We start from the raw sequence: 21,151 nt of genomic DNA, 5'->3' as shown, positions 1-21,151 counted from the left end.
GGTCAGAGCGGGGCTTCGGCCGGTTCGGGCGGCTCCCGGCGCGGGAGCGTGACAGTGAATTCTGCACCGCCGCCGCGCGCGTTGGCGGCCACGATCTCGCCGCCATGGGCGCTCACCACCGCCTTGCAGATCGCCAGCCCCAGCCCCACGCCCGGCGTGGCCGATTCGACCTCGCCGCGCGTGAACTTGTCGAACAGCTTCTGCTCATGGCCCAGCAGCGCCGCGGGCAGGCCCGGGCCGTGGTCGCGCACGCTCAGCACCAGCGTGCCAGGCTCGGCGCGCGCGCCCACCACGATCGGCGGTGCGCCGTACTTGGTGGCGTTCTCGAGCAGGTTCACCAGCACGCGCTCGATCAGCACCGCATCGAACTCGACCAGCGGCAGCCCGGCATCGAGCGCGGTCTGGACCACGGTGGCGCCGAGCGCGGTGCGCGCCGCGCGGATGGCCGAGCCCACCACCTCCTCGACCGACTGCCAGTCGCGCCGCAGGTTGACCGCGCCGCCCGCGATGCCGCTCTCGAGCCGCGCCATGTCGAGCAGGTTGTTGACCAGCGCATGCAGCTCGTGCGCCTGCGCGACGATCGCGCGCGCCGCCTCGGCGTGTTCTTCCGCCGGCAAGGTCTGCAGCGATTCGGCCAGCGCGATCAGCGCGGTCAGCGGCGTGCGCACGTCGTGCGAGATCGCGCCCAGCAGCGCGTTGCGCAGCCGCTCCGATTCGATCTCGACCACCGCCTGCTGCGCCACCTCCACGTAGTGCACGCGCTCGAGCGCGATCGCGATCTGCCGCGCCAGCGTGTCGAGCTGCTGCGCCTGCTCGGGGATCAGCAGCCAGCGCGGCTGCGCCGGTTCGAGCGCGAGCACGCCGCGCACGCGCATCGGCGCCTGCAGCGGCACGTAGTGCCAGGGCTGCGCGGCCAGGGTGGCGGTGGCGAGGCCCGCGCTCTGGCCGTGGCGGAAGGCCCAGTCGGCCACCTGCGCGTCGAAGCCCGGCGGCGGATCGGCCGGCGCCACCAGCTGGTCGGCGGCATCGGTCACCAGCACCAGCGCATGGCCGCCGAAGTGGCCCTGCACCGCGGCCGCGCCGAGCGCGACCACCTGCGTGCTCTCGAGCGCGGCCGAGAGCTCGCGCGTGAGCTCGAACAGCGAGCGCGCGCGACGCTCGCGGCTGGTCGACACGCCGGCCGCGAAGCGCAGCCCGGCCGTGAGCTGGCCCACCAGCAGGCCCACGCCCAGCATGATCGCGAAGGTCAGCACGTACTGCACGTCGCTGACCGCGAACGACAGCCGGGGCGGCACGAAGAAATAGTCGAAGGCCGCGACGTTGAGCAGCGCCGCCAGCGCCGAGGGCCCGCGCCCGAAGCGCATCGCCACGCCCACCACGCCGAGCAGGAACAGCATCACGATGTTCGACAGCTCGAGCACGCCGGTCAGCGGCGTGCACAGCAGCGTGAGCGCCACGCTGGTGGCCGCGGCCCAGGCATAGCCGGGCCAGTGGATCGGCGCCTTCTCGTGGTCGTCGCTGTCGATGCGCGCACCGGCCACGCCCAGCGGCGAGCGCGACAGCCGGCGCGCGCTGTCGGCGCGGCCCACCTCGAGGATGTCGAGCGCCGGCGCCAGCTGCGCGAGCGCGCGCGCCAGCGGCACCTGCGCCGCCATCCACAGGCGGCGCCAGCCGGTGGCCGGCTCGGCGCGCCCGAGCACCAGCGTCGCGCAGTTGAGCCGGCGCGCCTGCTCGGCGAGCTGCTCGGCCACGTCGGAACCGGTGAGTACCGCGGTGGCCGCGCCCAGCTCCTCGGCCAGCTGGAGCACCGCGAGGATGCGGTCGCGCTCGGCCGCGGCCAGCCGCTGCAGCCGCGGGGTCTCGACATACACGGCATGCCAGCGCACGTTGAGCTGGCCCGCGAGCCGCGCCGCGGTGCGCACCGTCTGCGCCGCGCCCTCGTGCGGGCCGACGCACGCGAGGATCGCGCCCGAGGTGTGCCAGGCCTGCAGGCCGGTGCCCTTGCCGTGGCCGCCGGCGCCCGGGCCCGACTGCTCGATGCGCCAGCCGCGCACGTCGTCCTCCACGTGCTCGGCGGTGCGGCGCAACGCGATCTCGCGCAGCGCGATCAGGTTGCCCTTGCGGAAGAAGTTCTGCGCCGCGCGCTCGGCCTGCTGCGGCAGGTAGACCTTGCCGGCCGCGAGCCGCGCCGTGAGCTCGTCGGGCGTGACGTCGACCAGCACCACCTCGTCGGCCTCGTCGAGCACCGAGTCTGGCACGGTCTCGTGCACCCGCACGCCGGTGATGGCGCCGACCGTGCCGTTGAGGCTCTCGAGGTGCTGCACGTTGAGCGCCGACCAGACCTCGATGCCGGCGGCCAGCAGCTCCTGCACGTCCTGCCAGCGCTTGGCATGGCGCGAGCCGGGCGCGTTGGTGTGGGCCAGCTCGTCGACCAGCAGCACCGCGGGCTGGCGCGCCAGCGCGGCATCGAGGTCGAACTCGGCCAGCGTGCGGCCGCGGTAGGCGATCTCGCGCAGCGGCAGGGCATCGAGCCCCGCCAGCAGCGCGGCGGTCTCGCCGCGGCCGTGGGTCTCGACCACGCCGATCAGCACGTCGCGCCCGGCCTTGCGCTCGCGCTGCGCGGCGCTCAGCATGGCCCAGGTCTTGCCCACGCCGGCGCTGGCGCCGAAGTAGATGCGCAGCTTGCCGCGCCGCGCGCGCGCCTCGTCGCTGCGCAGCTGGGCGATCAACGCGTCGGGGTCGGGGCGGGACAGCTCGCTCATCGGGAGCGCAGGTTAGCGCATCGGCTCATCGCGCGGGACCGTCCTTGCGCCGGGCGCGGTGCTCGTGGCGCCGCGCGGTGCGCGACAGCACCAGCCAGGCGAAGCCCAGCGGCACGAACAGCGCCGCCAGCGCGAGCAGCGCATGGAACCAGTCAGTGGCCATGGCGCAGTCCGCAGCGCGCGAGGTGCTCGCGCCAGCTCACCAGCCGGCCGATCTCGCCCGAGGGCACGCATTCGATCAGGCGGTGCAGCACGTCGGCGTAGCTGCGCATCGGCAGGCGGATCATCAGCCGCACGCAGGGCGCGTCGCTCTCCTGCGAGCTGCAGCCGTGCAGCAGCGGTTCGCAGCGCACCACGCCGGCGTCGGCGCAGCCGGCCAGGCTGCGGCGCACGCGCAGCGCGTCGGCACAGCTGACGGTGACGTCGAGCACGTGGAAGCTGTCGCCGCCGGCCTTGCGGGCAGCGGCCGGCACCGGCGCCGCCGTGGCGGCGATCGCGGCACCGGCCGCGGCGGGACTTCGGAAATACACGGGATGTTCACGGTATGCGGCGTAGGCCATACAGGTCTCCTTTGCCTGGATCTGCTTTGCGGGTTGCGGATTGCGATGCGGGGTTCAGCGCTTGTCGAGCGCGAGGTTCAGCGCCAGCACGTTCACGCGCGGCTCGCCGAGCAGCCCCCACAGCGGCTGCTGGGTCTGGCGATCGATCAGCGCGTTGACTTCCCCCAGCGGCAGGCCGCGCTCGCGCGCGACGCGCGGCGCCTGGTAGCGCGCCGCGGCCGGGCTGATGTCGGGGTCGAGGCCGCTGCCCGAGGCCGTCACCAGGTCGACCGGCACCGGCGCGGTGTTGCCCGGGTCGGCCGCGCGCAGCGCTTCCACGCGCGCCTTCACGGCGTCGGTCAGCGCGGGGTTCAGCGGACCCTGGTTCGCGCCGCCCGAGGCGCTCGCGTTGTAGGGCTGCGGCGCGGTGGCCGAGGGGCGGCCCCAGAAGTGCTTGGGGTCGCTGAAGTTCTGGCCGATCAGCTTCGAGCCGACGGTGGTGCCGTCGAGCACGATCAGGCTGCCGGCCGCCTGCGCGGGGAAGGCCGCCTTGGCGGCGCCGGTGACGGCCATCGGGTAGATCAGGCCGGTGAGCGCGCTCAGCAGCGCGAAGACGACGATGGCGGGGCGGACGATGCCGCCGGTGGTGTTGCTCATGATGGGGACTCCTCAGACCAGGTGAATGGCGACCAGCAGCCAGTCGATCAGCTTGATGCCGATGAAGGGAACGAGCAGGCCGCCCAGGCCGTAGATGGCGAGGTTGCGGCGCAGCAGCGCGGCGGCGCCCACCGGCCGGTAGCGCACGCCCTTGAGCGCCAGCGGGATCAGGAACACGATCACCAGCGCGTTGAAGATCACCGCCGACAGGATCGCCGACGACGGGCTCGCGAGGCGCATCACGTTGAGCGCCGCGAGCTGCGGATAGGTCGAGACGAAGATCGCGGGAATGATCGCGAAGTACTTCGCCACGTCGTTGGCGATCGAGAAGGTGGTCAGCGAGCCGCGCGTCATCAGCAGCGCCTTGCCGGTCTCCACCACCTCGAGCAGCTTGGTCGGGTTCGAGTCCAGGTCGACCATGTTGCCGGCCTCCTTCGCGGCCTGCGTGCCGCTGCCCATGGCCACCGCCACGTCGGCCTGCGCGAGCGCGGGCGCGTCGTTGGTGCCGTCGCCGGTCATCGCGACCAGCCGGCCCTCGGCCTGGTACTTGCGGATCAGCGCCAGCTTGTCCTCGGGCGTGGCCTCGGCCAGGAAGTCGTCCACGCCGGCCTCGGCCGCGATCGCGGCGGCGGTGAGCCGGTTGTCGCCGGTGATCATCACCGTCTTGATGCCCATGCGGCGCAGCTCGGCGAAACGCTCCTTGATGCCGGTCTTGACGATGTCCTTGAGCTCGACGATGCCGAGCACGCGGTCGCCCTCGGCCACCGCCAGCGGCGTGCTGCCGCGGCGCGAGGCTTCCTCGGAGGCGCGCAGCAGCTCGGGCGCCATCGTGCCGCCGAGCGCCTCGACGTGCCGGCGCACCGCCTCGACCGCGCCCTTGCGCAGCACGATGGGATCGGTGTCCAGGCTGTTCGGCGCGGCCGGCAGGTCGACGCCGCTCATGCGGGTCTGCGCGGTGAAGGCCACGAAGCGCGCGTCCTCGACCGGCGCGGGCTCCAGCCCGTCGCGGCGCGCGAGCTCCACGATGCTGCGGCCCTCGGGCGTCTCGTCGGCCATCGAGGCCAGCATGGCGGCGCGCGCGAGGCGCGCCTTGGTGACGCCGGGCGCCGGCAGGAAGGCGCTGGCCTGGCGGTTGCCGTGCGTGATGGTGCCGGTCTTGTCGAGCAGCAGCACGTCGACGTCGCCGGCGGCTTCCACCGCGCGGCCCGAGGTCGCGATCACGTTGGCCTGCATCATGCGGCTCATGCCCGCCACGCCCACGGCCGACAGCAGGCCGCCGATGGTGGTGGGGATCAGGCACACCAGCAGCGCGACCAGCGCGGTCAGCGAGACCACCGTGCCGGCGCCCGCGGCTTCCACGCTGAACACCGAGAACGGCAGCAGCGTGACCGTGACCATCAGGAACACCAGCGTGAGCGCCACCAGCAGGATGGTCAGCGCGATCTCGTTGGGCGTCTTCTGGCGGCGCGCGGCCTCGACCATGCCGATCATGCGGTCGAGGAAGGACTCGCCCGGGTTCACCGCGATGCGCACCACCAGCCAGTCGGACAGCACGCGGGTGCCGCCGGTCACGGCCGAGAAGTCGCCGCCCGACTCGCGCACCACCGGTGCCGATTCGCCGGTGATGGCGCTCTCGTCGACCGAGGCCACGCCTTCGATCACCTCGCCGTCGAGCGGGACCACGTCGCCGGCCTCGACCAGCACCACGTCGCCCTTGCGCAGGTTGGGCGCCTGCTCCGGGAGCCACTTCGCATCGCGCTGCGGCTCGGCCAGCTTCTTGGCCCAGGTGTCCTTGCGCAGGCCGCGCAGCGAGGCGGCCTGGGCCTTGCTGCGGCCCTCGGCCAGCGCCTCGGCGAAGTTGGCGAACAGCACCGTGAACCAGAGCCACACGGTGACCGCGAGCACGAAGGTCGGCGACATGCCGGTGTCGCCCGGGAAGCTCAGCGTGTGGATCCACAGCAGCGTGGTGAGGATGCTCCCGATGTAGACGATGAACATCACCGGGTTGCGCCACTGGGTGCGCGGGTTCAGTTTGGCGAAGGCGCCGCGCAGCGCGGGGCGCACCAGTGCCGCGTCGAACAGCGACAGGGAAGTCTTGGTTGTGGTCATGACGTGCTCCTCCTTACTTCCAGAGCACCAGGTGCTCGACGATCGGCCCGAGGGCCAATGCCGGCACGTAATTGAGCAGACCGACCAGCAGCACGGTGCCGATCAGCAGGGAAACGAACAGCGGCCCGTGCGTGGGCAGCGTGCCGGCCGTGACCGGAAGACGCTTCTTGGCGGCCAGCGAACCCGCGATGGCGAGCACCGGCACGATCATCGCGAAGCGGCCGAACCACATCGCCAGGCCCAGCAGCGCGTTGTAGAAGGGCGTGTTGGCCGACAGGCCCGCGAAGGCGCTGCCGTTGTTGTTGGCGGCCGAGGTCAGCGCATAGAGGATCTCGGAGAAGCCGTGCGCGCCGGGGTTGGCGATGCCGGCCTTGCCCGCGCCCGAGACCACCGCGATGGCGGTGCCCACGAGCACCAGGATCGGCGTCACCAGGATCGCGATCGACAGCAGCTTCATCTCGCGCACCTCGATCTTCTTGCCGAGGTACTCGGGCGTGCGGCCGATCATCAGCCCGGCGATGAACACCGCGAGCATCGCGAAGATCAGCATGCCGTACAGGCCCGAGCCGACGCCGCCGAACACCACCTCGCCGAGCTGCATCAGCACCAGCGGCACCATGCCGCCGATCGGCGTCAGCGAGTCGTGCATGAGGTTGACCGCGCCGCACGAGGCGGCCGTGGTCACGGCGGCGAACAGCGCCGAGGCGTCGATGCCGAAGCGCACTTCCTTGCCTTCCATGTAGCCGCCCGACTGCAGCGTGCTCGCCACCTGGTCGACACCCAGCGGGCCGAGCAGCGGGTTGCCGGCCTGCTCGGCGGGCGTGAGCACCACCACCGCGACCACGAACATGATCGCCATCGCCGCGAACACCGCCCAGCCCTGGCGCATGTCGCCCACCACGCGGCCGAAGGTGAAGCACAGCGCCGCGGGGATCAGGAAGATCGCCAGCATCTGCAGCAGGTTCGACAGCGCGGTCGGGTTCTCGTAGGGGTGCGCCGAGTTGGCGTTGAAGAAGCCGCCGCCGTTGGTGCCGATCATCTTGATCGCCTCCTGCGAGGCGACCGGGCCCATGGCCAGCGTCTGCGTCGTGGTGGTGGCGTCCTCCATCACCGGCGCGCCCTTGTCGTCCTTCAGCGGCTGGCCGTCGGGGCCGGCCTTGGGCTGCTGGAACGCGGTCGTCTCGAGCGTGGTCACCGCCTTGTACTCGTCGAAGTTCTGGATCACGCCCTGGCCCACCAGCACCACCGCCAGCACGAAGGAGATCGGCACCAGCACCCACAACGTGACGCGCACGATGTCGGCCCAGAAGTTGCCGACCAGGCCCTTGCCCTGGCCTTCGCCGCGGCGCGCGAAGCCGCGCACCAGCGCGAACGCCACCGCGATGCCGGTCGCGGCCGACACGAAGTTCTGCACCGTGAGGCCGAGCATCTGCGTGAGGTAGCTCATCGTCGACTCGCCCGCGTAGCCCTGCCAGTTGGTGTTGGCGACGAAGCTCACGGCGGTGTTGAAGGCCGAGTCGGGCGACACCGCGCCCATGCCTGCCGGGTTGAGCGGCAGCAGTCCCTGCAGCCGCTGCAGGCCGTAGACCACGATCGCGCCGACCGTGTTGAAGGCCAGCAGCGCCATCGCGTAGACGCGCCAGTTCATCGACTGCGCCGGCGCCACGCCGGCCAGCTTGTAGAACGGGGATTCGACGCGTGCCATCCAGCGCGGCACGCGTTCGTTGCACAGCGCCGCGAGGAACCTGCCGACCGGCCAGGCCAGCAGCAGCAGCAGCGCGAAGAAGAGGGCCAGCAGGCCCCAGGCCGAGGCGCTCATCTCAGAACTCCTCGGCGCAGATCAGCGCGAAAACCAGGTAGGCGAAAAGCACCACGGCGATCAGCGCGCCGAAGCCGTAGAGGACGTCGAGGCCGATCACGATGCGTCTCCCTCTTTGGCTGCCGGCGGGTTCGGTCCCTCGAGCCGGTTCAGCCCGACGACCATGGCCGCCACCACGACCCATAGCGCCAGCAAGGCGCTCATCCAGACGATGTCCATGCATCACTCCTGCTATCAAAAAGATGAATTGCAGTCTCGGCAGATGCGCGTCAAAACGGGGGAAAGAGTCGGTGGGGGGCCGTAAAGAAAGCGTAAAAACGCCGCCCGGGAACGCCGCGGGACCCGCGGGTGGGGCGCTCGGCTCAGCCGGCGCGGCGCAGCAGCTTGCCCGTGGACGAGGCGCGCGCGATCAGCCGGCCATCGAGCGACCACAGGTCGGCCTCGAGGAACACCACGCTGCGGCCCCAGCGCAGGATGCGCGCCTCGGCCTCGAAGCTGGCGACGTCGGCCCGGTCGAGGAACGAGATCTTGAGCTCGAGGCTCGCGAGGCCGGCCGCAGCGTCCTTCGCGTTCACCGCGAAGGCCATCGCGCAATCGAGCCATGCGGTGACCAGCCCGCCCTGCACCACCGTGCCGTTGCTGTGCGCGAACTCGGGCCGCGCCACGAAACGCACGCGCGCGAGGCCGGCCTCGGCATCGCTGCGCAGCAGCTGCGAAAAGCCGATGGTGTGCATCAGCGCGCTCGGGAATTTTTCGATGTCCATGCGGGGATTTTCGCGTGACCGATGCGCGCGGCCTTGACGCCTCGGCGTCTTGTCGCGGCGCGTCAGGTGCCGAAGATGCAGCGCGTGGTCGCCATCATCCGCGGCTGCTTCGTCGCGTTGACCGAGGGCGTGTGCAGCACGCGCATGTCCATCAGGAACACGTCGCCGGCGCGGCCGCACATCTCGACGATGGCCAGGCCCTGCTCGCCCAGGCGGCGCTCCAGGTCCAGCGGGTCCTTGAGCAGCTCGCGCAGCGCGGGTTGCGAATCCGAGGCCGGCCGCCGCGTGTCGATGCGGTGCGAGCCCGCGAGCGCGAGCGTGGCGCCGCCGTGCGGCGCCACGTCGTCGATCAGGAAGAAGGCCTGCACGCCGGGCAGCGGATCCTGCGGCCGCGCCGCGAGGTCTACATGCCAGTTCAGGCCCTGCAGGGTCCAGTCGCCTTGCTGTGGCGGCGACAGTAGCAACTGCGTGCCCGGGTGGCCCGCGGCGGCGGACGGCGGGGCGCGGTGGCCGAGCTTCGCAATAACGTCGAGCAGCGCCGGCGTGACCAGCGCCTCGTGCACGCCGGGCAGGTTCACGAGCGCCGAGAGCTTGCCGATCTGCTGGAACAACGGCAGGCGCTGCACCGCGCTCAGGCCGCCCTTGGCGCCGGCCAGGCGCTTGAGTTCGTCGCGCAGCTTCTGGCGCAGCGGGGCCACGCGGGGCTTCGGGTGGAAGCCTTCGAGGTGGAGGTAGCCGTGGGTCCTGAAATGATCGATCTGCGTGGGGCTCATGAAAGCATCCAGGGGAACTCCCGGCAGTGGAACACGCTGACGGCCCGGCGTCAGCCAGCGGGATCCGACATGCGCGCCGGCAGGATCGGGAGCGGGTCGTTCTCAGGCCACCTTCGGCCGCCACGCGATCATGCCCTGCGTGCGCGCGCGCACCTCGGGTGTCGCGAGGCAGGTGGCAACGGCCTCGTAGCCCGGTGCGCCTTCGAACGGCGCGACATAGGTCGGCGGGCTGTGGTTGGCCGGGCACAGCAGGATCGACTCGTGCGCGCCGACCGCCGCGAGATCGAGGAAGGCATTGGAGCGCGTGAGCAGGAACAGCGGCCGCGCCTCGGCGCCGCGGCGGCGCAGGTGGGCGATCAGTGCTTCCTGGGTCGCATGGTCGAGGCCCTGCTCCACCATGTCGACGACGATGGCGGCGGGGCCTTCGGCCTCGAGGCCGGCCAGCAGCGCGGTCAGGGCCTCGGATCCGGTGGCGCCGTCCTCCACGAGCCAGGCCAGGGTGGCATCGACGCGCGATCGCAGGGCGGCATCTTCACGCAACCGCGTGGCGGTGGCATCGCCCTCGGCGCGGTCCAGCGGCAGGAAGACCGCGCCCGGAAAACGCTCGGCGATGCGCAGCGCGAGCCGCGTCTTGCCGCTGCCCAGCGGGCCGACGATGTGGTTGATCGGGCGGATGTCGTTCAGTGCGAAGCGTTCGCCGCCCCAGGGCCAGGGCAGTTCGAACTCGAGCGCGGGCCGGGTGTCGGGCTGCAGCAGGCGCGCGAGTTCGCCGGGCGCGGGCATCAGTCCGCGCGCGAGTTCGTCGCGCAGGCCGCGCACTTTCTCCAGCGTGGCGTCGAGCTCTCGCGCCTTCCCTTCGAGCGCCGCCTGGTGCGCCGCCAGGGCCGGCGCCAGCCCTTGCGCATCGCCCTCGAGCACGCGCGCCACCTGCGCGAGGCTGAGGCCCAACGCGCGCAACGCGACGATCTCGGCGGCACGCGCCATCTCGGCGGGACCATAGGAGCGCCAGCCCGCGGCCGTACGCGCCGGCACCAGCAGGCCGCGCTGCTCGTACAGCCGCAGGGCCTTGGCGGACACGCCGAGCCGGCGCGCGGCCTCGGAAGGATTCAGGAAACGGGAAGAAGGGGTCACGGGATCACCTCGGTGTTTGCTGCGATGCCGTGTTTATCGAGGTGGCCGCAGGGGCCGGGTCAAGCATGGTGCTCGAACGCGATCAAAGATCGCGCTGCAGCTGCCAGGCCTGGTACTTGAGGCTCGCCACCGCGCCCGCGACGATGCCGACGATCGCCGGCAGGCTCGCGAGGCTCAGCGTGGAAAGCGCGCTCAGGCCCTGGCCGATGGTGCAGCCCATGGCGGTGACGCCGCCGATGCCCATCAGCACGGCGCCGCCCAGGTGGTGCGCGAGGTCGCCGCTGCCGGCGAAGCCCTCCCAGCGGAACTCGCGCGTCCACAGCGCCTGCGCGGCGGCACCCACGATCACGCCGGCCACCGAGGCGATGCCCAGGGTCAGCAGCTTGTTGGCATCGCTGTAGAACATCAGCCAGTCGAGCGCATAGGCCACGGGCGTGACGAAGCTCAGCGCCTCGGCGCGGCCGGAGTTGGTGGCGAGGAACACGTGCTCGAGCGTGAGCGGATGTTCCTCGACCACGGCCCAGTGGCCGCTGAGCCACCAGGCGGCCACCACCAGCGCGCCGATGGCGAGCCCGCCCGCGAGGCTGCGCGCATCGCGCCGGCCCCAGGCGGCCCAGGCGATCAGCGCGCCACCCGCGACCAGCCCGATCGCGAGCCGCAGCGGCGCGGCCTGCATGCGCAGCGCGCCGGCCAGCACCTCGGGCAGCGAGGCATTGACGGCCAGCTCCAGGTGCACCGCGTCGACGGTGGCCACGCGCAGCACGGCGGTGATGCCCTTGAGCGTGGCGAAGGCCGCGATGCCCATCACCAGCAGCACGACCAGCGCCTTGAGGCTGCCGCCGCCGACGCGCACCAGCGTCTTGTTGCCGCAGCCCGAGGCCAGCACCATGCCGAAGCCGAACAGCAGGCCGCCGACCAGCGCCGAGAGCCAGAGGATGCGGTTCGATGCATAGAGCGTGCGGTCGGCATCGACCCAGCCCGCGAACACCAGCGCCGAGAAACCGATCAGCGCGACGCCGCCGGCCGCGGCCCATTGCCGCACGCGCGTCCAGTCGCCGAGGTTGACCACGTCGCTGATGGCGCCCATGGTGCAGAAGCGCGTCGCGCGCGCCACGGCGCCGAACACGGCCGAGAGCGCGAAGGCGGCCGCGAGCGCGAACGAGGTGAGGAGGGAGACCTGTTCGACAGACATGCGGCGATTCTAGGGAGCGCGGCGCGCGGCCACGCGCCCGCCGACGGCCGTCAGGCCAGCCCCGGATTGGGCGCGACGTTCTTCAGCACCGGTGACTCGGGCGCGCGCGCGGCCACCACCTTGCGCGACTTCAGCCAGGGCTCGATCACCTCCCACACCGGCTTGTTGCCGGCGCTGCGCGCCTCTTCGCTGACCGGCGCCCAGCCCGCCACCTTGTAGGTGCGGCCGGCCTCGATGGGCTTGCCGTCCAGGCGCATGTCCTGGATGCGCTGGCCCATCGCGGCCGTGGGATCGCAGGCGTACTGCAGGCCGCCCACGCGCACCATGTCGCCACCCTGCTGGTAGTAGGGGTCGGGGTTGAACAGGTTGTCGCAGACGTCCTCGAGCACGGTCTTGAGCATCTCGCCGCTCATCGGCGTGACGGTGGCGTACGAATAGGTGGTGGCGGTCATGTCCATCAGCCATTCGCGCGTGATGGGCTGGCCCGGCAGCAGCGAGGTGCCCCAGCGGAAGCCCGGCGAGAAGGCGATCGGCGCGTCCTGCACCTCCATCAGCGCGTCGAGCAGCAGCTGGTCGCCGGTGCCGTTGAAGTTGCCGCGCCGGTACAGCGTGCCGTCGGTGTGGGCCAGCGTCTCCGACAGCTTCGCTTCGTAGGGTACGCGGATGCGCGTGATCAACGCGTCCATCTCGCGGTCGGCCGGGATCAGGTCGGAGAACACCGGCAGCAGGCGATAGCGGAAGTCGCTGACCTTCTTGCCCTTGACCTCGAAATCGAGCACGCCGAGGAACTTGCCGTTGGAGCCGCCGTTGACCACGATGGTCTGCCCGCCGGCATTGCTCACCAGCGTGGGCATGGGCGTGCCGTCGTGCGTGTGGCCGCCGAGGATGGCGTCGACGCCGCGCACGCGGCTGGCCATCTTGAGATCGACGTCCATGCCGTTGTGCGAGAGCACGACCACCACCTGCGCGCCCTTGGCACGCGCCTCGTCCACCACGCGCTGCAGGTTGTCGTCCTGGATGCCGAAGGTCCAGTCGGCCACCATGTAGCGCGGGTTGGCGATCGGCGTGTAGGGAAAGGCCTGGCCCACGATGGCGCAGGGCACGCCGTTGATCTCGCGCATGACGTAGGGCTTGAAGACCGGGTCGCCGAAGTCGGCGGTCTTGACGTTCTGCGCGACGAACTCGACACGGCCCGCGAAGTCCTTGTCGATGATCTCCTTCACGCGCTCCATGCCGTAGGTGAACTCCCAGTGGCCGGTCATCACGTCGACGCCGAGCAGCTTGCAGGCATCGACCATGTCCTGCGCCTGGGTCCACAGCGAGGTGGCCGAGCCCTGCCAGGTGTCGCCGCCGTCGAGCAGCAGCGCACCGGGCCGGCTGGCCTTGAGCTGCTTCACCAGGGTGGCGAGGTGCGCGAAGCCGCCGACCTTGCCGTAGCGCTGCGCGGCGCGGTCGAAGTCGAGGTGCGTGAGCGCATGCGCCACGCGCGTGCCGGGCGCCACGCCCGCGGCCTTGAGCAACTGCTCGCCGACCAGGTGCGGCACCTTGCCGCGCATGCTGCCCAGGCCGATGTTCACGCTGGGTTCGCGGAAGTACAGCGGCTTGAGCTGCGCATGGCAGTCGGTCATGTGCAGCAGCGACACGTTGCCGAAGCGCGGCAGCGCGTACATCGCATCGACGGCACCGGCCGCACTGGCGCCGTCGTGGCGCCCCAGGCCCAGGCCGGCCACGCTGCCGGCGCCCAGCAGTTGCAGGAACTCGCGCTTGGAAAGGTTCATGGAAGCGGCGGGCCTTCTGCGTCTATCGGTTGACCGGCGACTGCGGATCGAGCAGCAGCCCCATCACGTCGCGGATCTGCGCTTCGTCGAGGATGCCCGAATGGCCGACGCGCGGCATGTTCGAGCAGGCGTTGTAGGCGCGCGCGTTCCAGAGCTTGCCCCAGGTGTAGTCGACGATCGGCTTCGAGGCCGCGGCCGCGGGGTCGCTCACGCCGCGCAGCTTGCCGTACTGGTAGAGGCTGGGACCGAGTGTGCCGAAGGAGATCTCCTCCTTCGACATCTGGTGGCAGTTGTAGCAGTTGCCGCCGTTGGCCGGGCCCTTGGCGGAGGCGGCCGCGTCGGTCCAGGTCAGGCCGCGCCCGTTCTGAGCGATCTTCTCGCCCTCGCGCCAGTCGCCGACGAACCGGCCGTCGGCGGGCCAGCGGATGGTCTTCATGTTGGCCGCCTCGATCTCCTTGGCGGTCTTCTCGTCGAGCGGCTTGCCGCTGGCGTCGGCCTCGCTGCAGGCGCGGTTGGCCGGGTCCTGCACGAGGCGGTCGACCTTGGCGATGCCCTGGTCGCGGAACGAGCTCTTGAGGGCCTCGGCCGTGTAGCGGTCGATGTCGGCGGCGCTGTCGGCGCTCGCGCAGCCGAACAGGGCCAGCGCGCAGGCGACCGCGACGGCGCCCAGGATGTGGTCGGCATTCATGTCGCGTTCCTTCAGCGCTTGATGGCCGGGGCCGTGGTCTTCACGCCCTTGCCGTTGACGCCCATGTACACGGCCAGCGCGATGGTCACGTCGCTGGCATAGCCCGGGTAGGGAAAGCGCTGCTGGCGGAAGCAGTCGTTGAGCCGCCGCTGCATGCCCCAGAGCTCGCCCGAGGACACGCGGTAGGCCGGCCAGGCACCGAAGCCGTCGCCGGCGCCGGGGCTCTTCGTGAGGTTCGGCAGGTCCTGCAGCCGGATGCGCTTGTCGTCGGCGCCATGGCAGGTGGCGCAGGCGAAGTCGTGCGGGCCGGCGCGCAGGAAGAACAGGCGCTTGCCCACCTCGTAGGCGCGGCGCTCGCTCGCATGCGACTGCGGCAGGTTCAGCGCCATGCCCTTCGACTCGGCCGAAATCCAGGCCACCAGCGCCTCGAGGTTCTTCTGCTCGCCGCTGCCGAACGGCGTCTTCGCGATCTCGGCGGCATCGAAGCCCTGCAGGGTCTGCATGCAGGTCAGCAGGCGCGATTCCATGTCCTGCACGCGGCCGGTGTCGGCGAAGTGGCGCGGCAGTTCGGCGAACGCGCCCTTGACCACGCCCGGGCCCTTGCCGAGGTCGCACTTCTCGAGCGAGGCGCCCTTGGGCCCGCGCTTCTGCTTCCAGAGGTCTTCGCCCTTGGCCTCGAACAGCTCGGCTGGGTTGCCGTCCTGCAGCAGCGCGCGGTATTCGGCGATGCCTTCGGCGGTGGTCTTCTGCGCGGCGGCGTGCAGCGACAGGCTGCCCGCCAGCAGCAGCAGGCACGGGAGTGGGATCTTGCGCATGGCGACCGCCTAGCTGACGGTGGCTTCGTCGGTGCGGGTGTCGCCGCGGTTGTCCTTCCAGGTCACCGAGATCTTGTCGCCCGCCTTCGCGCCCTTGAGCGTGAACTGCATGAACGGGTTCTTCGAGACCGCGGGGCCCCAGTCGGCCGTGAGCACGGTCTTGCCGTTGAGCGAGGCCGTGACCTCCTGGATGAACCAGGCCGGGATGGTCTTGCCGGCGGCGTCCTTGCGCTGGCCGGTTTCCATCTCGTGCGCCATCAGGATGCGGACGGTCGTCTTGTCGCCCGCGGCCTGGGCGCGGATGCGCATGGGATCTGCCATGGTGGGTCTCCTTCTCTCGTTGTTTCTTCGTGGGGGTCGGCGCGCGCGTCAGCCGCCGCAGCCGCCCAGCGTGACCTTGACTTCCTTCTTCGCGAACAGCGCCTTGCCGTCGTTCATGACGGCGATCGCGTACACGTCGGAGGACTGGCCCAGCTTGGCGCGCGTGGTGAAGTTCGCCTCGACGAACTCCGAGGTGTTGAAGATCGCGACCACCGCGTTCGGGTTCTTCTCGACCAGCAGCATCAGCTGCTTCACGCCGGCCAGCGAGGTCGCGACGCTCAGCGGCACCACGGCGCCGTTCTCGGCGATGTCGGGGCCGGTGATCGTGACCTCCTTGCTCTCGGTGGGCGTGCCGGCGCCGATGGCCTTGAGCGCATCGGCCACGCTCTTGGCCTCGAAGGCTTCCTTGGTGTAGGCCAGCGCGCTGGCCGGCAGCCAGGCGCCGGTGGCGGCGAGGCCCGCGAGCGCGGCGGACTGCTGGAGGATCTGTCTGCGGTTCTTCATGGCTTGTCTCCTGTCGAATCGATGGTGGGCCGGGTGCGCCGTTGCAATGTCATGGCCCGGCGCTTTCGGCGAGCCAGCGCGCCACGGCCCTGGCATCGTCGTCGCCGATGGTCTGCGGCGGCATCGGGATCGCACCCCATACGCCGCTGCCGCCGCTCTTGATCTTCTCGAGCAGGTGGTCGACCTGGCCCGGGTATTTCTTCGCGATGTCGGAGAAGGCGGGGCCGACGAGCTTCTGCGTCATGCCGTGGCAGGCGACGCAGCTGTTCTTCTCGAGCACGGCGAGCGGGGCCTTCGAGGTGGGCGCGGCGGCTGCCGGCGCACCGGTCTTCGAGGCCGGCGCGGTGTCGATGCCGCGCTGCGGGCCCACCAGCCGGTTCTGCTCGGCGAGGTTGCCGTGGCTGCCGCGCGCATGCGGCGGCAGTTGCGACACGGTCTGCGTGGCAGGCATGCAGTCGCGCATGCAGGCGACCGCCGCCACGTCGGGTTTCGCCGCGCGGCCGAACTCGTTGCCGGGCCACATCGCATGCGCGGTGGTGGTGCCGTTGCGGTTCGGCATGCGCGCCTGCACCTCGCGGATGTTGCGGTCCGACAGCGTGAAGTCGTCGGGCACGATGCCGCCGAGGTTCAGCATGTAGGCGGTGACGGCGAACACGTCGTCGGGCGTCAGCGACTTGGGCTGGTTCCACGGCATGGCGCGGTAGACGTAGTCCCAGACGGTCGAGAGGCTCGCCACCTTCATCAGCGTGGTGCGGCCCGGGAAGGCCGGGTCCTTGAGCCGCGCGACGTGGCCGGTCTTGATGTCCTCGGCCGTGGTGCCGCCGACGATGGGGCTGAACACCTGGTTCGATTCGCCGAACACGCCGTGGCAGGAGGCGCACTTGCCCTCCCAGATGTCCTGGCCGCGCGCGACCGAGCCCGAGCCCTTGGGCAGGCCCTTGAAGTCGGGGCGCACGTCGATGTCCCAGGCCGCCACTTCCTTCGGCGTGGCGTCGCGCCCGATGCCCGGGTAGGCGGCCTTCGGCTGCGCCCAGGCGGCGATGCAGACGCCGCAGCCCGCGAGCGCCAGCAGCGCGCGCAGCACGATGCGGCTAGCCGAGCTGGACATTCGCCACCTCCCCGCTCGCCTGCACCTGCCAGGACTGGATCGCGTTGTTGTGATAGATCGAGCGCGTGCCGCGCACCGCGCGCAGCTGGCGGTAGCTGGGCTGCACGTAGCCGGTGTCGTCCATCGCGCGGCTCTGGATGAGCGCGGGCGAACCGTCCCACGCCCAGTCGATGTTGAAGCGCGTGAGGCACTTCGAGAGCACCGGCGACTCGAGCCGCGCGCTGCGCCAGTTGCGCCCGCCGTCCACGCTGACGTCGACGCGCTTCACCTTGCCGCGCCCCGACCAGGCCAGGCCGGTGATGTTGTAGAAGCCCTTGTCCAGCAGCGTCTGCCCGCCCGAGGGCGTGGTCACCACGCTCTTGCATTCCTGCACGCTGGTGTACTGGCGATGCTGGCCGTCGGGCATCAGGTCGACGTAGTGCACGGTCTCGTCCTTGGTGCCGTAGGGCATGTCGCCGAGCTCGATGCGGCGCAGGTACTTGACCCAGCTCACGCCCTGCACGCCCGGCACCACCAGCCGCAGCGGATAGCCCTGCTCGGGCCGCAGCATCTCGCCGTTCTGGCCGTAGGCCACCAGCACCTCGCCCGAGCGCACCAGGCTCATCGGGATGGTGCGCGTCATCGAGGAGCCGTCCGCGCCCTCGGCCAACACGAAGCGCTCGCCCTTGAGGTCGGCGCCGGCCATCTCGAGCAGCGTGATCAGCGGCACGCCCGTGAACTCGCTGCACGACAGCATGCCGTGCGTGTACTGCGCGGTGGGCACCGCGACATTGCCCCACTCCATGCCGGTGTTGGCGCCGCATTCGATGAAGTGGAAGCGCGACACCGAGGGCAGCCGCATCAGCTCGTCGAGCGTGAAGACCTTGGCGGCCTTCACGAGGCCGTTGATCATCAGGCGGTGCTTCGAAGGATCGATGTCCCACCAGCCCTGGTGATGGCGCTCGAAGTGCAGGCCGCTGGGCGTGACGATGCCGAACAGCGACTGCAGCGGCGCGAACGAGACCGAGGCCTGCGCGGTCGGCGTGAGGCCGGGGCTCTGGCGGCGCTGCACGTTGGCCTCGTACTTCGAGGGCTTGCCGTAGCCGTCGGTGACCACGGGCTGGCCGAGGCCGGTGCTGTGCGCGGGCAGCTGGAGGATCGCGGGATCGCCATCGGACTGCGCGAGCGCCGACGTTGCCGCACCACCCGCGACGGCGACCGCGAAGGCACCGCGGATGAAATCGCGCCGGCCCTTGCGCGCTTCCGAGAACACGGTGCGCACGCCCTGCGCGTCGACGAAGTTCTCGGGCGCCTTGCGCACCTGGCCGGGCTGCTGGATGTTGCTCATCGCAGGCCTTCGCAACCGCCTACTTGGCGCCGCCCAGCACCCAGGCGGCCAGCGACTTGGCGTCGGCCTCGCTCAGCGCGGGCTGGCCCGGCATCGGCACCGGGCCCCACTTGCCGCTGCTGCCCTTCTGGATGCTCGCGGTGAGCACGGCCAGCGCATCGGACTGGCCCGCGTACTTCTTCGCGACGTCCTGGTAGGCCGGGCCCACGAGCTTCTTGTCGGTCGCGTGGCAGGCGAGGCAGGCGTTCTTCTGGGCCAGCTCCTTGCTCGCATGCGCCTGGACGCAGATCAGCAATGCGGCGGCGACCGCGAGCGACGGCAACAACTTCAATTTCGTCTCCTCGAAACTCGCATCGAAGCTGCCAGTTTCATCGTTAAATAAGTAAATCGTTATGTATTGATTTTAGGAGTCCGTGCGTCGATGGGAAGGGCTTCGTGCCTGGGGGAAACCCGCTCGGCACGCTCATGCATAACGCTAGCTCGCGATCACGCGCGCACGGCCGCGCGGGCCTGGTGCAGCCGCTGCTCGAGGTAGGCGCCGTAGAAATCCGAGGCCCCGCCCGCGAGCCGCTCGGCGACCTCGCGCGCGCCGCGGCCGAAGAACAGCAGCGTGGGCGCGACCGCGATGCCCCAGGCCGCGAGCATGGCCTCGTGCGTGCGCGGCGCGCTGTCGAAGTCGCGCACCATGCGACGGTCGCGCAGGTCGATCTGCACCACGGGCAGACCCGTCGCCAGCTCGGGCATCAGGTAGTGCTCGCGCACGATGCGGCAGAAGGGACAGCCGCGCAGGCTGGCCATCACGACCAGCGGCTGCGAACGCGCGAGCGCACTGGCGAGTGCATCGGCCAGCGAGTCCGGCGCGGGCAGCGCCGATTCGGCGGCATACGCCAGGGGCCAGGCGCACGACAGCGCGATGCCCGCGAGGACCTGGCGCCGCGTCGACCTGTGCGTATTCATCGCGCCTCCTGCTCCATCAGCAGGTAGGTGTTGTAGGCATTCATGCGGTTCGCGGCCTTGAACAGCGGCATGGCCTCGTAGCGCGACCAATCGGTGGCCGCATAGGCCTCGTCGAAGGGCGTCATGTCGGCCGCGGCCTTGCGCATCGCGCCGCGCAGGAACACGAGGTAGTCGCGCGTGAGCTGCAGGTCCTGCCGCGGATCGGAGGAGGCCGGCCCGTGGCCCGGCACGATGGTGCGCGCATCGAGCGCGAGCAGCGCATCGAGCGCCGCGATCCAGTGGCGGCTGTCGGCCGTGCCCACGTAGGGAATGCGGTTGCGGAACACCACGTCGCCCGAGAACAGCACCTGCTGTTGCGGCAGGTAGATCGCGAGGTCCTCGGGCGTGTGGGCCGGGCCCGCGGGCTGGATCACGAAGCGCGTGCCGCCGATCGTCATCTCGGTGCGGCCCTCGAGCCAGACATCGGCCGGCACCAGCCGCGTGCTGTCGTCGATCCACGGCGCGAGGTCCTTGCGCGAGGCCTCGAGGCGCAGCCGCGCCGCGTCGGAGTACAGGTAGGTCTTGGCCAGCGCATGCGCGATCACCTGCGCGCCCAGCGCCTTGAACACCTGCAGGCCGTAGATGTGGTCGGCGTGGTAGTGCGTGAGGATCACGTGGCTGATCGGCTTGGGCGTGATGCGGCGGATCTCCCGCACCAGCCGCTCGGCCGCGGCCGGCGAACCGAGCGCATCGATCAGCACCACGCTGTCGCGCGTGACGACGAAGCCCGCGTTCGAGATGAAGTTCTGGTTCTCGGCCGAGCCCAGGGCCGGCACGCCCTGCACGTAGTAGACATCGGGTGCGACGGCGCGCGGCGCGATGTCGGGCGCGGCGAGCGCGTTCGCCATGAAGAGGCCGAAGGCCAGCGGCAGCAGCGCGCGAAGAAGCGCGCGAAGAAGGAGCGGGAACATCGTGGCGTCTCTCTTTTTCCATCGTCGCGCGATGCATCGCCGCGCGACCCCGGACTTGCCCGGCTGTAAATATAAGTAGAAGATGATATTTTGAGGGCCACAACAACAACCGAGGGTTTCCCCATGAGACAGGCATTCATCGCGTTCCTTCTCGCCATCGCGGCTTCGTTCGCCGGCGCGCAGCAGGTGGTCAAGGCGGTCTATCACGTCAACACCGGCGTGGAGACCAGCGCGGCCATCCTCGCCAACATCACGAACCACCTCAACGCCGACCCGAAGGCGAAGATCGTGGTGGTCACGCACGGCCCCGGCATCGACTTCCTGCTGAGCGACGCGAAGGACAGCAAGGGCCGCGAGTTCAGCGGCCCGGTGAGCGCGCTGGCCGCGCGCGGCGTGGTGTTCGACGTCTGCAACAACACGCTGAGCACGCGCAACATCGACGCGGGCCGGCTGCTGATGGAAGCGAAGGTGGTGCCCTCGGGCGTGGCCGAGGTGGCGCGGCTGCAGGCGCAGGAAGGCTACGTCTACCTGAAGCCCTGAGGGCGGCGGCCCGGCACGGGCCTCAGGCCTGCTCGATGGCGATCTGCACGCAGATGCTGCGGCACAGCGCCACCACGGTCTCGTTCGCGATGCTGTAGTAGATGCTCACGCCCTCGCGGCGCCGCGCGAGCACGCCCGCCTGGTAGAGGGTGTTGAGGTGCTGCGACATGTTGGGCTGCGTGGTGTCGATCTCGGCCAGCAGCTCGCTCACGTTCTTCTCGCCGTTGCACAGCAGGCTGACGATCTTCAGCCGCATGGGCGCGGCCATGGCCCGGAACAGCTCGGCAGCGATGTCGAAGACCTCGTCCTCGGTGACGGCCGCGGGCTTTTTTCGGGACTTGGTGGCCATGCTGAAAGATTCTTGAGCAGGCCGCAATGTACATCGGCCCCCGGCCCCGTGCGCAATGCACGGCCGCC

24 protein-coding genes are annotated in these 21,151 nt (G+C 70.7%); 1 reads left to right on the top strand and 23 read right to left on the bottom strand.

Features of this window, described 5'->3' with window-relative positions:
- Window positions 1–2: 2 nt before the first annotated feature.
- The 22 genes from BM109_RS38405 to BM109_RS38310 form a co-directional block, all read right to left on the bottom strand.
- The gene (locus BM109_RS38405) at window positions 3–2,762 is read right to left on the bottom strand and encodes a DUF4118 domain-containing protein (RefSeq protein ID WP_093355191.1); all 2,760 of its coding nucleotides are present in this window, start codon (window positions 2,760–2,762) and stop codon (window positions 3–5) included.
- A 25-nt stretch (window positions 2,763–2,787) separates the two neighbouring features.
- On the bottom strand, window positions 2,788–2,925 hold the full coding sequence (locus BM109_RS41435; RefSeq protein WP_177239578.1) for a hypothetical protein: 138 nt from the start codon (window positions 2,923–2,925) through the stop codon (window positions 2,788–2,790).
- A complete protein-coding gene (locus BM109_RS38400) occupies window positions 2,915–3,322 on the bottom strand; it encodes a hypothetical protein (protein ID WP_093355188.1) in 408 nt (135 codons plus the stop codon). Before BM109_RS38400 ends, BM109_RS41435 begins: the two co-directional genes overlap by 11 nt.
- A 54-nt stretch (window positions 3,323–3,376) precedes the next feature.
- Window positions 3,377–3,958 carry a potassium-transporting ATPase subunit KdpC gene (kdpC, locus tag BM109_RS38395; protein WP_093355185.1) on the bottom strand — a complete coding sequence of 194 codons (582 nt, stop codon included), beginning with the start codon at window positions 3,956–3,958 and terminating at the stop codon, window positions 3,377–3,379.
- A 12-nt stretch (window positions 3,959–3,970) separates the two neighbouring features.
- Window positions 3,971–6,067, bottom strand: a complete 2,097-nt coding sequence (gene kdpB / locus BM109_RS38390) for a potassium-transporting ATPase subunit KdpB (protein ID WP_093355182.1) — start codon at window positions 6,065–6,067, stop codon at window positions 3,971–3,973.
- A 13-nt stretch (window positions 6,068–6,080) separates the two neighbouring features.
- The gene (kdpA, locus tag BM109_RS38385; RefSeq protein WP_093355179.1) at window positions 6,081–7,886 is read right to left on the bottom strand and encodes a potassium-transporting ATPase subunit KdpA; all 1,806 of its coding nucleotides are present in this window, start codon (window positions 7,884–7,886) and stop codon (window positions 6,081–6,083) included.
- 1 nt (window position 7,887) lies between these two features.
- Window positions 7,888–7,986 carry a K(+)-transporting ATPase subunit F gene (gene kdpF, locus BM109_RS38380; RefSeq protein WP_057593567.1) on the bottom strand — a complete coding sequence of 33 codons (99 nt, stop codon included), beginning with the start codon at window positions 7,984–7,986 and terminating at the stop codon, window positions 7,888–7,890.
- A complete protein-coding gene (locus BM109_RS41735; RefSeq protein ID WP_256223059.1) occupies window positions 7,983–8,105 on the bottom strand; it encodes a hypothetical protein in 123 nt (40 codons plus the stop codon). Before BM109_RS41735 ends, kdpF begins: the two co-directional genes overlap by 4 nt.
- Window positions 8,106–8,248: 143 nt before the next feature.
- Window positions 8,249–8,650, bottom strand: coding sequence for a PaaI family thioesterase (locus BM109_RS38375; protein WP_093355178.1), 402 nt, complete (start codon window positions 8,648–8,650; stop codon window positions 8,249–8,251).
- A gap of 62 nt (window positions 8,651–8,712) precedes the next feature.
- Window positions 8,713–9,423, bottom strand: a complete 711-nt coding sequence (locus BM109_RS38370) for a phytanoyl-CoA dioxygenase family protein (protein ID WP_093355175.1) — start codon at window positions 9,421–9,423, stop codon at window positions 8,713–8,715.
- Window positions 9,424–9,525: 102 nt separating this feature from the next.
- Window positions 9,526–10,554, bottom strand: coding sequence for a MerR family transcriptional regulator (locus BM109_RS38365; RefSeq protein ID WP_093355173.1), 1,029 nt, complete (start codon window positions 10,552–10,554; stop codon window positions 9,526–9,528).
- 82 nt (window positions 10,555–10,636) lie between these two features.
- Window positions 10,637–11,746: a YeeE/YedE family protein gene (locus BM109_RS38360; RefSeq protein WP_093355170.1), complete on the bottom strand. Its 1,110-nt coding sequence runs from the start codon at window positions 11,744–11,746 to the stop codon at window positions 10,637–10,639.
- A gap of 50 nt (window positions 11,747–11,796) precedes the next feature.
- Window positions 11,797–13,524 (bottom strand): thiosulfohydrolase SoxB, encoded by a 1,728-nt coding sequence (soxB, locus tag BM109_RS38355; RefSeq protein ID WP_093355169.1) that lies wholly within the window; start codon window positions 13,522–13,524, stop codon window positions 11,797–11,799.
- A 22-nt stretch (window positions 13,525–13,546) separates the two neighbouring features.
- Window positions 13,547–14,212: a sulfur oxidation c-type cytochrome SoxX gene (gene soxX, locus BM109_RS38350; protein WP_093355166.1), complete on the bottom strand. Its 666-nt coding sequence runs from the start codon at window positions 14,210–14,212 to the stop codon at window positions 13,547–13,549.
- 11 nt (window positions 14,213–14,223) lie between these two features.
- The gene (gene soxA / locus BM109_RS38345; RefSeq protein ID WP_093355164.1) at window positions 14,224–15,027 is read right to left on the bottom strand and encodes a sulfur oxidation c-type cytochrome SoxA; all 804 of its coding nucleotides are present in this window, start codon (window positions 15,025–15,027) and stop codon (window positions 14,224–14,226) included.
- A 9-nt stretch (window positions 15,028–15,036) separates the two neighbouring features.
- Window positions 15,037–15,348 carry a thiosulfate oxidation carrier complex protein SoxZ gene (gene soxZ, locus BM109_RS38340; protein WP_172705585.1) on the bottom strand — a complete coding sequence of 104 codons (312 nt, stop codon included), beginning with the start codon at window positions 15,346–15,348 and terminating at the stop codon, window positions 15,037–15,039.
- A gap of 48 nt (window positions 15,349–15,396) precedes the next feature.
- Window positions 15,397–15,852: a thiosulfate oxidation carrier protein SoxY gene (gene soxY / locus BM109_RS38335; protein WP_093355161.1), complete on the bottom strand. Its 456-nt coding sequence runs from the start codon at window positions 15,850–15,852 to the stop codon at window positions 15,397–15,399.
- Between the two features lie 49 nt (window positions 15,853–15,901).
- Window positions 15,902–16,960, bottom strand: coding sequence for a c-type cytochrome (locus BM109_RS38330; protein WP_093355158.1), 1,059 nt, complete (start codon window positions 16,958–16,960; stop codon window positions 15,902–15,904).
- Window positions 16,944–18,287, bottom strand: a complete 1,344-nt coding sequence (gene soxC, locus BM109_RS38325) for a sulfite dehydrogenase (protein WP_093355156.1) — start codon at window positions 18,285–18,287, stop codon at window positions 16,944–16,946. The genes BM109_RS38330 and soxC overlap by 17 nt, the downstream gene beginning before the upstream one ends.
- Before the next feature lie 19 nt (window positions 18,288–18,306).
- Window positions 18,307–18,618 carry a c-type cytochrome gene (locus BM109_RS38320; protein ID WP_093355153.1) on the bottom strand — a complete coding sequence of 104 codons (312 nt, stop codon included), beginning with the start codon at window positions 18,616–18,618 and terminating at the stop codon, window positions 18,307–18,309.
- 155 nt (window positions 18,619–18,773) lie between these two features.
- Entirely contained in the window at window positions 18,774–19,244 is a 471-nt protein-coding gene (locus BM109_RS38315) for a thioredoxin domain-containing protein (protein WP_093355151.1), read from the bottom strand.
- Window positions 19,241–20,131: an MBL fold metallo-hydrolase gene (locus BM109_RS38310; RefSeq protein ID WP_256223072.1), complete on the bottom strand. Its 891-nt coding sequence runs from the start codon at window positions 20,129–20,131 to the stop codon at window positions 19,241–19,243. The genes BM109_RS38315 and BM109_RS38310 overlap by 4 nt, the downstream gene beginning before the upstream one ends.
- 186 nt (window positions 20,132–20,317) lie before the next feature.
- Between BM109_RS38310 and BM109_RS38305 the strand changes: the two genes are divergently transcribed.
- Entirely contained in the window at window positions 20,318–20,734 is a 417-nt protein-coding gene (locus tag BM109_RS38305; protein WP_057593584.1) for a DsrE family protein, read from the top strand.
- A gap of 22 nt (window positions 20,735–20,756) precedes the next feature.
- On the opposite strand, the gene BM109_RS38300 is transcribed toward BM109_RS38305, so the two are convergent.
- On the bottom strand, window positions 20,757–21,083 hold the full coding sequence (locus BM109_RS38300) for an ArsR/SmtB family transcription factor (protein WP_093355146.1): 327 nt from the start codon (window positions 21,081–21,083) through the stop codon (window positions 20,757–20,759).
- Between the last annotated feature and the right edge of the window lie 68 nt (window positions 21,084–21,151).

The organism is Variovorax sp. PDC80 (genome assembly GCF_900115375.1).
Taxonomy (GTDB): domain Bacteria; phylum Pseudomonadota; class Gammaproteobacteria; order Burkholderiales; family Burkholderiaceae_C; genus Variovorax.
Note: the sequence above shows the minus strand (reverse complement) of the source record. Positions and strands in the feature narration are given on the sequence as shown.

Excerpts from the sequence above, each read along its gene's own strand:
- kdpA (WP_093355179.1), bottom strand. The coding sequence starts at position 7,886 with ATGAGCGCCTCGGCCTGGGGCCTGCTGGCCCTCTTCTTCGCGCTGCTG.
- kdpC (WP_093355185.1), bottom strand. The coding sequence starts at position 3,958 with ATGAGCAACACCACCGGCGGCATCGTCCGCCCCGCCATCGTCGTCTTC.
- soxX (WP_093355166.1), bottom strand. The coding sequence starts at position 14,212 with ATGAATGCCGACCACATCCTGGGCGCCGTCGCGGTCGCCTGCGCGCTG.
- BM109_RS38375 (WP_093355178.1), bottom strand. The coding sequence starts at position 8,650 with ATGGACATCGAAAAATTCCCGAGCGCGCTGATGCACACCATCGGCTTT.
- soxA (WP_093355164.1), bottom strand. The coding sequence starts at position 15,027 with ATGCGCAAGATCCCACTCCCGTGCCTGCTGCTGCTGGCGGGCAGCCTG.
- BM109_RS38305 (WP_057593584.1), top strand. The coding sequence starts at position 20,318 with ATGAGACAGGCATTCATCGCGTTCCTTCTCGCCATCGCGGCTTCGTTC.
- BM109_RS38330 (WP_093355158.1), bottom strand. The coding sequence starts at position 16,960 with ATGTCCAGCTCGGCTAGCCGCATCGTGCTGCGCGCGCTGCTGGCGCTC.
- BM109_RS38405 (WP_093355191.1), bottom strand. The coding sequence starts at position 2,762 with ATGAGCGAGCTGTCCCGCCCCGACCCCGACGCGTTGATCGCCCAGCTG.
- soxZ (WP_172705585.1), bottom strand. The coding sequence starts at position 15,348 with ATGGCAGATCCCATGCGCATCCGCGCCCAGGCCGCGGGCGACAAGACG.
- BM109_RS38370 (WP_093355175.1), bottom strand. The coding sequence starts at position 9,423 with ATGAGCCCCACGCAGATCGATCATTTCAGGACCCACGGCTACCTCCAC.
- BM109_RS38310 (WP_256223072.1), bottom strand. The coding sequence starts at position 20,131 with ATGGCGAACGCGCTCGCCGCGCCCGACATCGCGCCGCGCGCCGTCGCA.
- BM109_RS38315 (WP_093355151.1), bottom strand. The coding sequence starts at position 19,244 with ATGAATACGCACAGGTCGACGCGGCGCCAGGTCCTCGCGGGCATCGCG.
- kdpB (WP_093355182.1), bottom strand. The coding sequence starts at position 6,067 with ATGACCACAACCAAGACTTCCCTGTCGCTGTTCGACGCGGCACTGGTG.
- BM109_RS38400 (WP_093355188.1), bottom strand. The coding sequence starts at position 3,322 with ATGGCCTACGCCGCATACCGTGAACATCCCGTGTATTTCCGAAGTCCC.
- BM109_RS41435 (WP_177239578.1), bottom strand. The coding sequence starts at position 2,925 with ATGGCCACTGACTGGTTCCATGCGCTGCTCGCGCTGGCGGCGCTGTTC.
- BM109_RS41735 (WP_256223059.1), bottom strand. The coding sequence starts at position 8,105 with ATGGACATCGTCTGGATGAGCGCCTTGCTGGCGCTATGGGTCGTGGTG.
- soxC (WP_093355156.1), bottom strand. The coding sequence starts at position 18,287 with ATGAGCAACATCCAGCAGCCCGGCCAGGTGCGCAAGGCGCCCGAGAAC.
- soxB (WP_093355169.1), bottom strand. The coding sequence starts at position 13,524 with ATGAACCTTTCCAAGCGCGAGTTCCTGCAACTGCTGGGCGCCGGCAGC.
- BM109_RS38360 (WP_093355170.1), bottom strand. The coding sequence starts at position 11,746 with ATGTCTGTCGAACAGGTCTCCCTCCTCACCTCGTTCGCGCTCGCGGCC.
- BM109_RS38300 (WP_093355146.1), bottom strand. The coding sequence starts at position 21,083 with ATGGCCACCAAGTCCCGAAAAAAGCCCGCGGCCGTCACCGAGGACGAG.
- soxY (WP_093355161.1), bottom strand. The coding sequence starts at position 15,852 with ATGAAGAACCGCAGACAGATCCTCCAGCAGTCCGCCGCGCTCGCGGGC.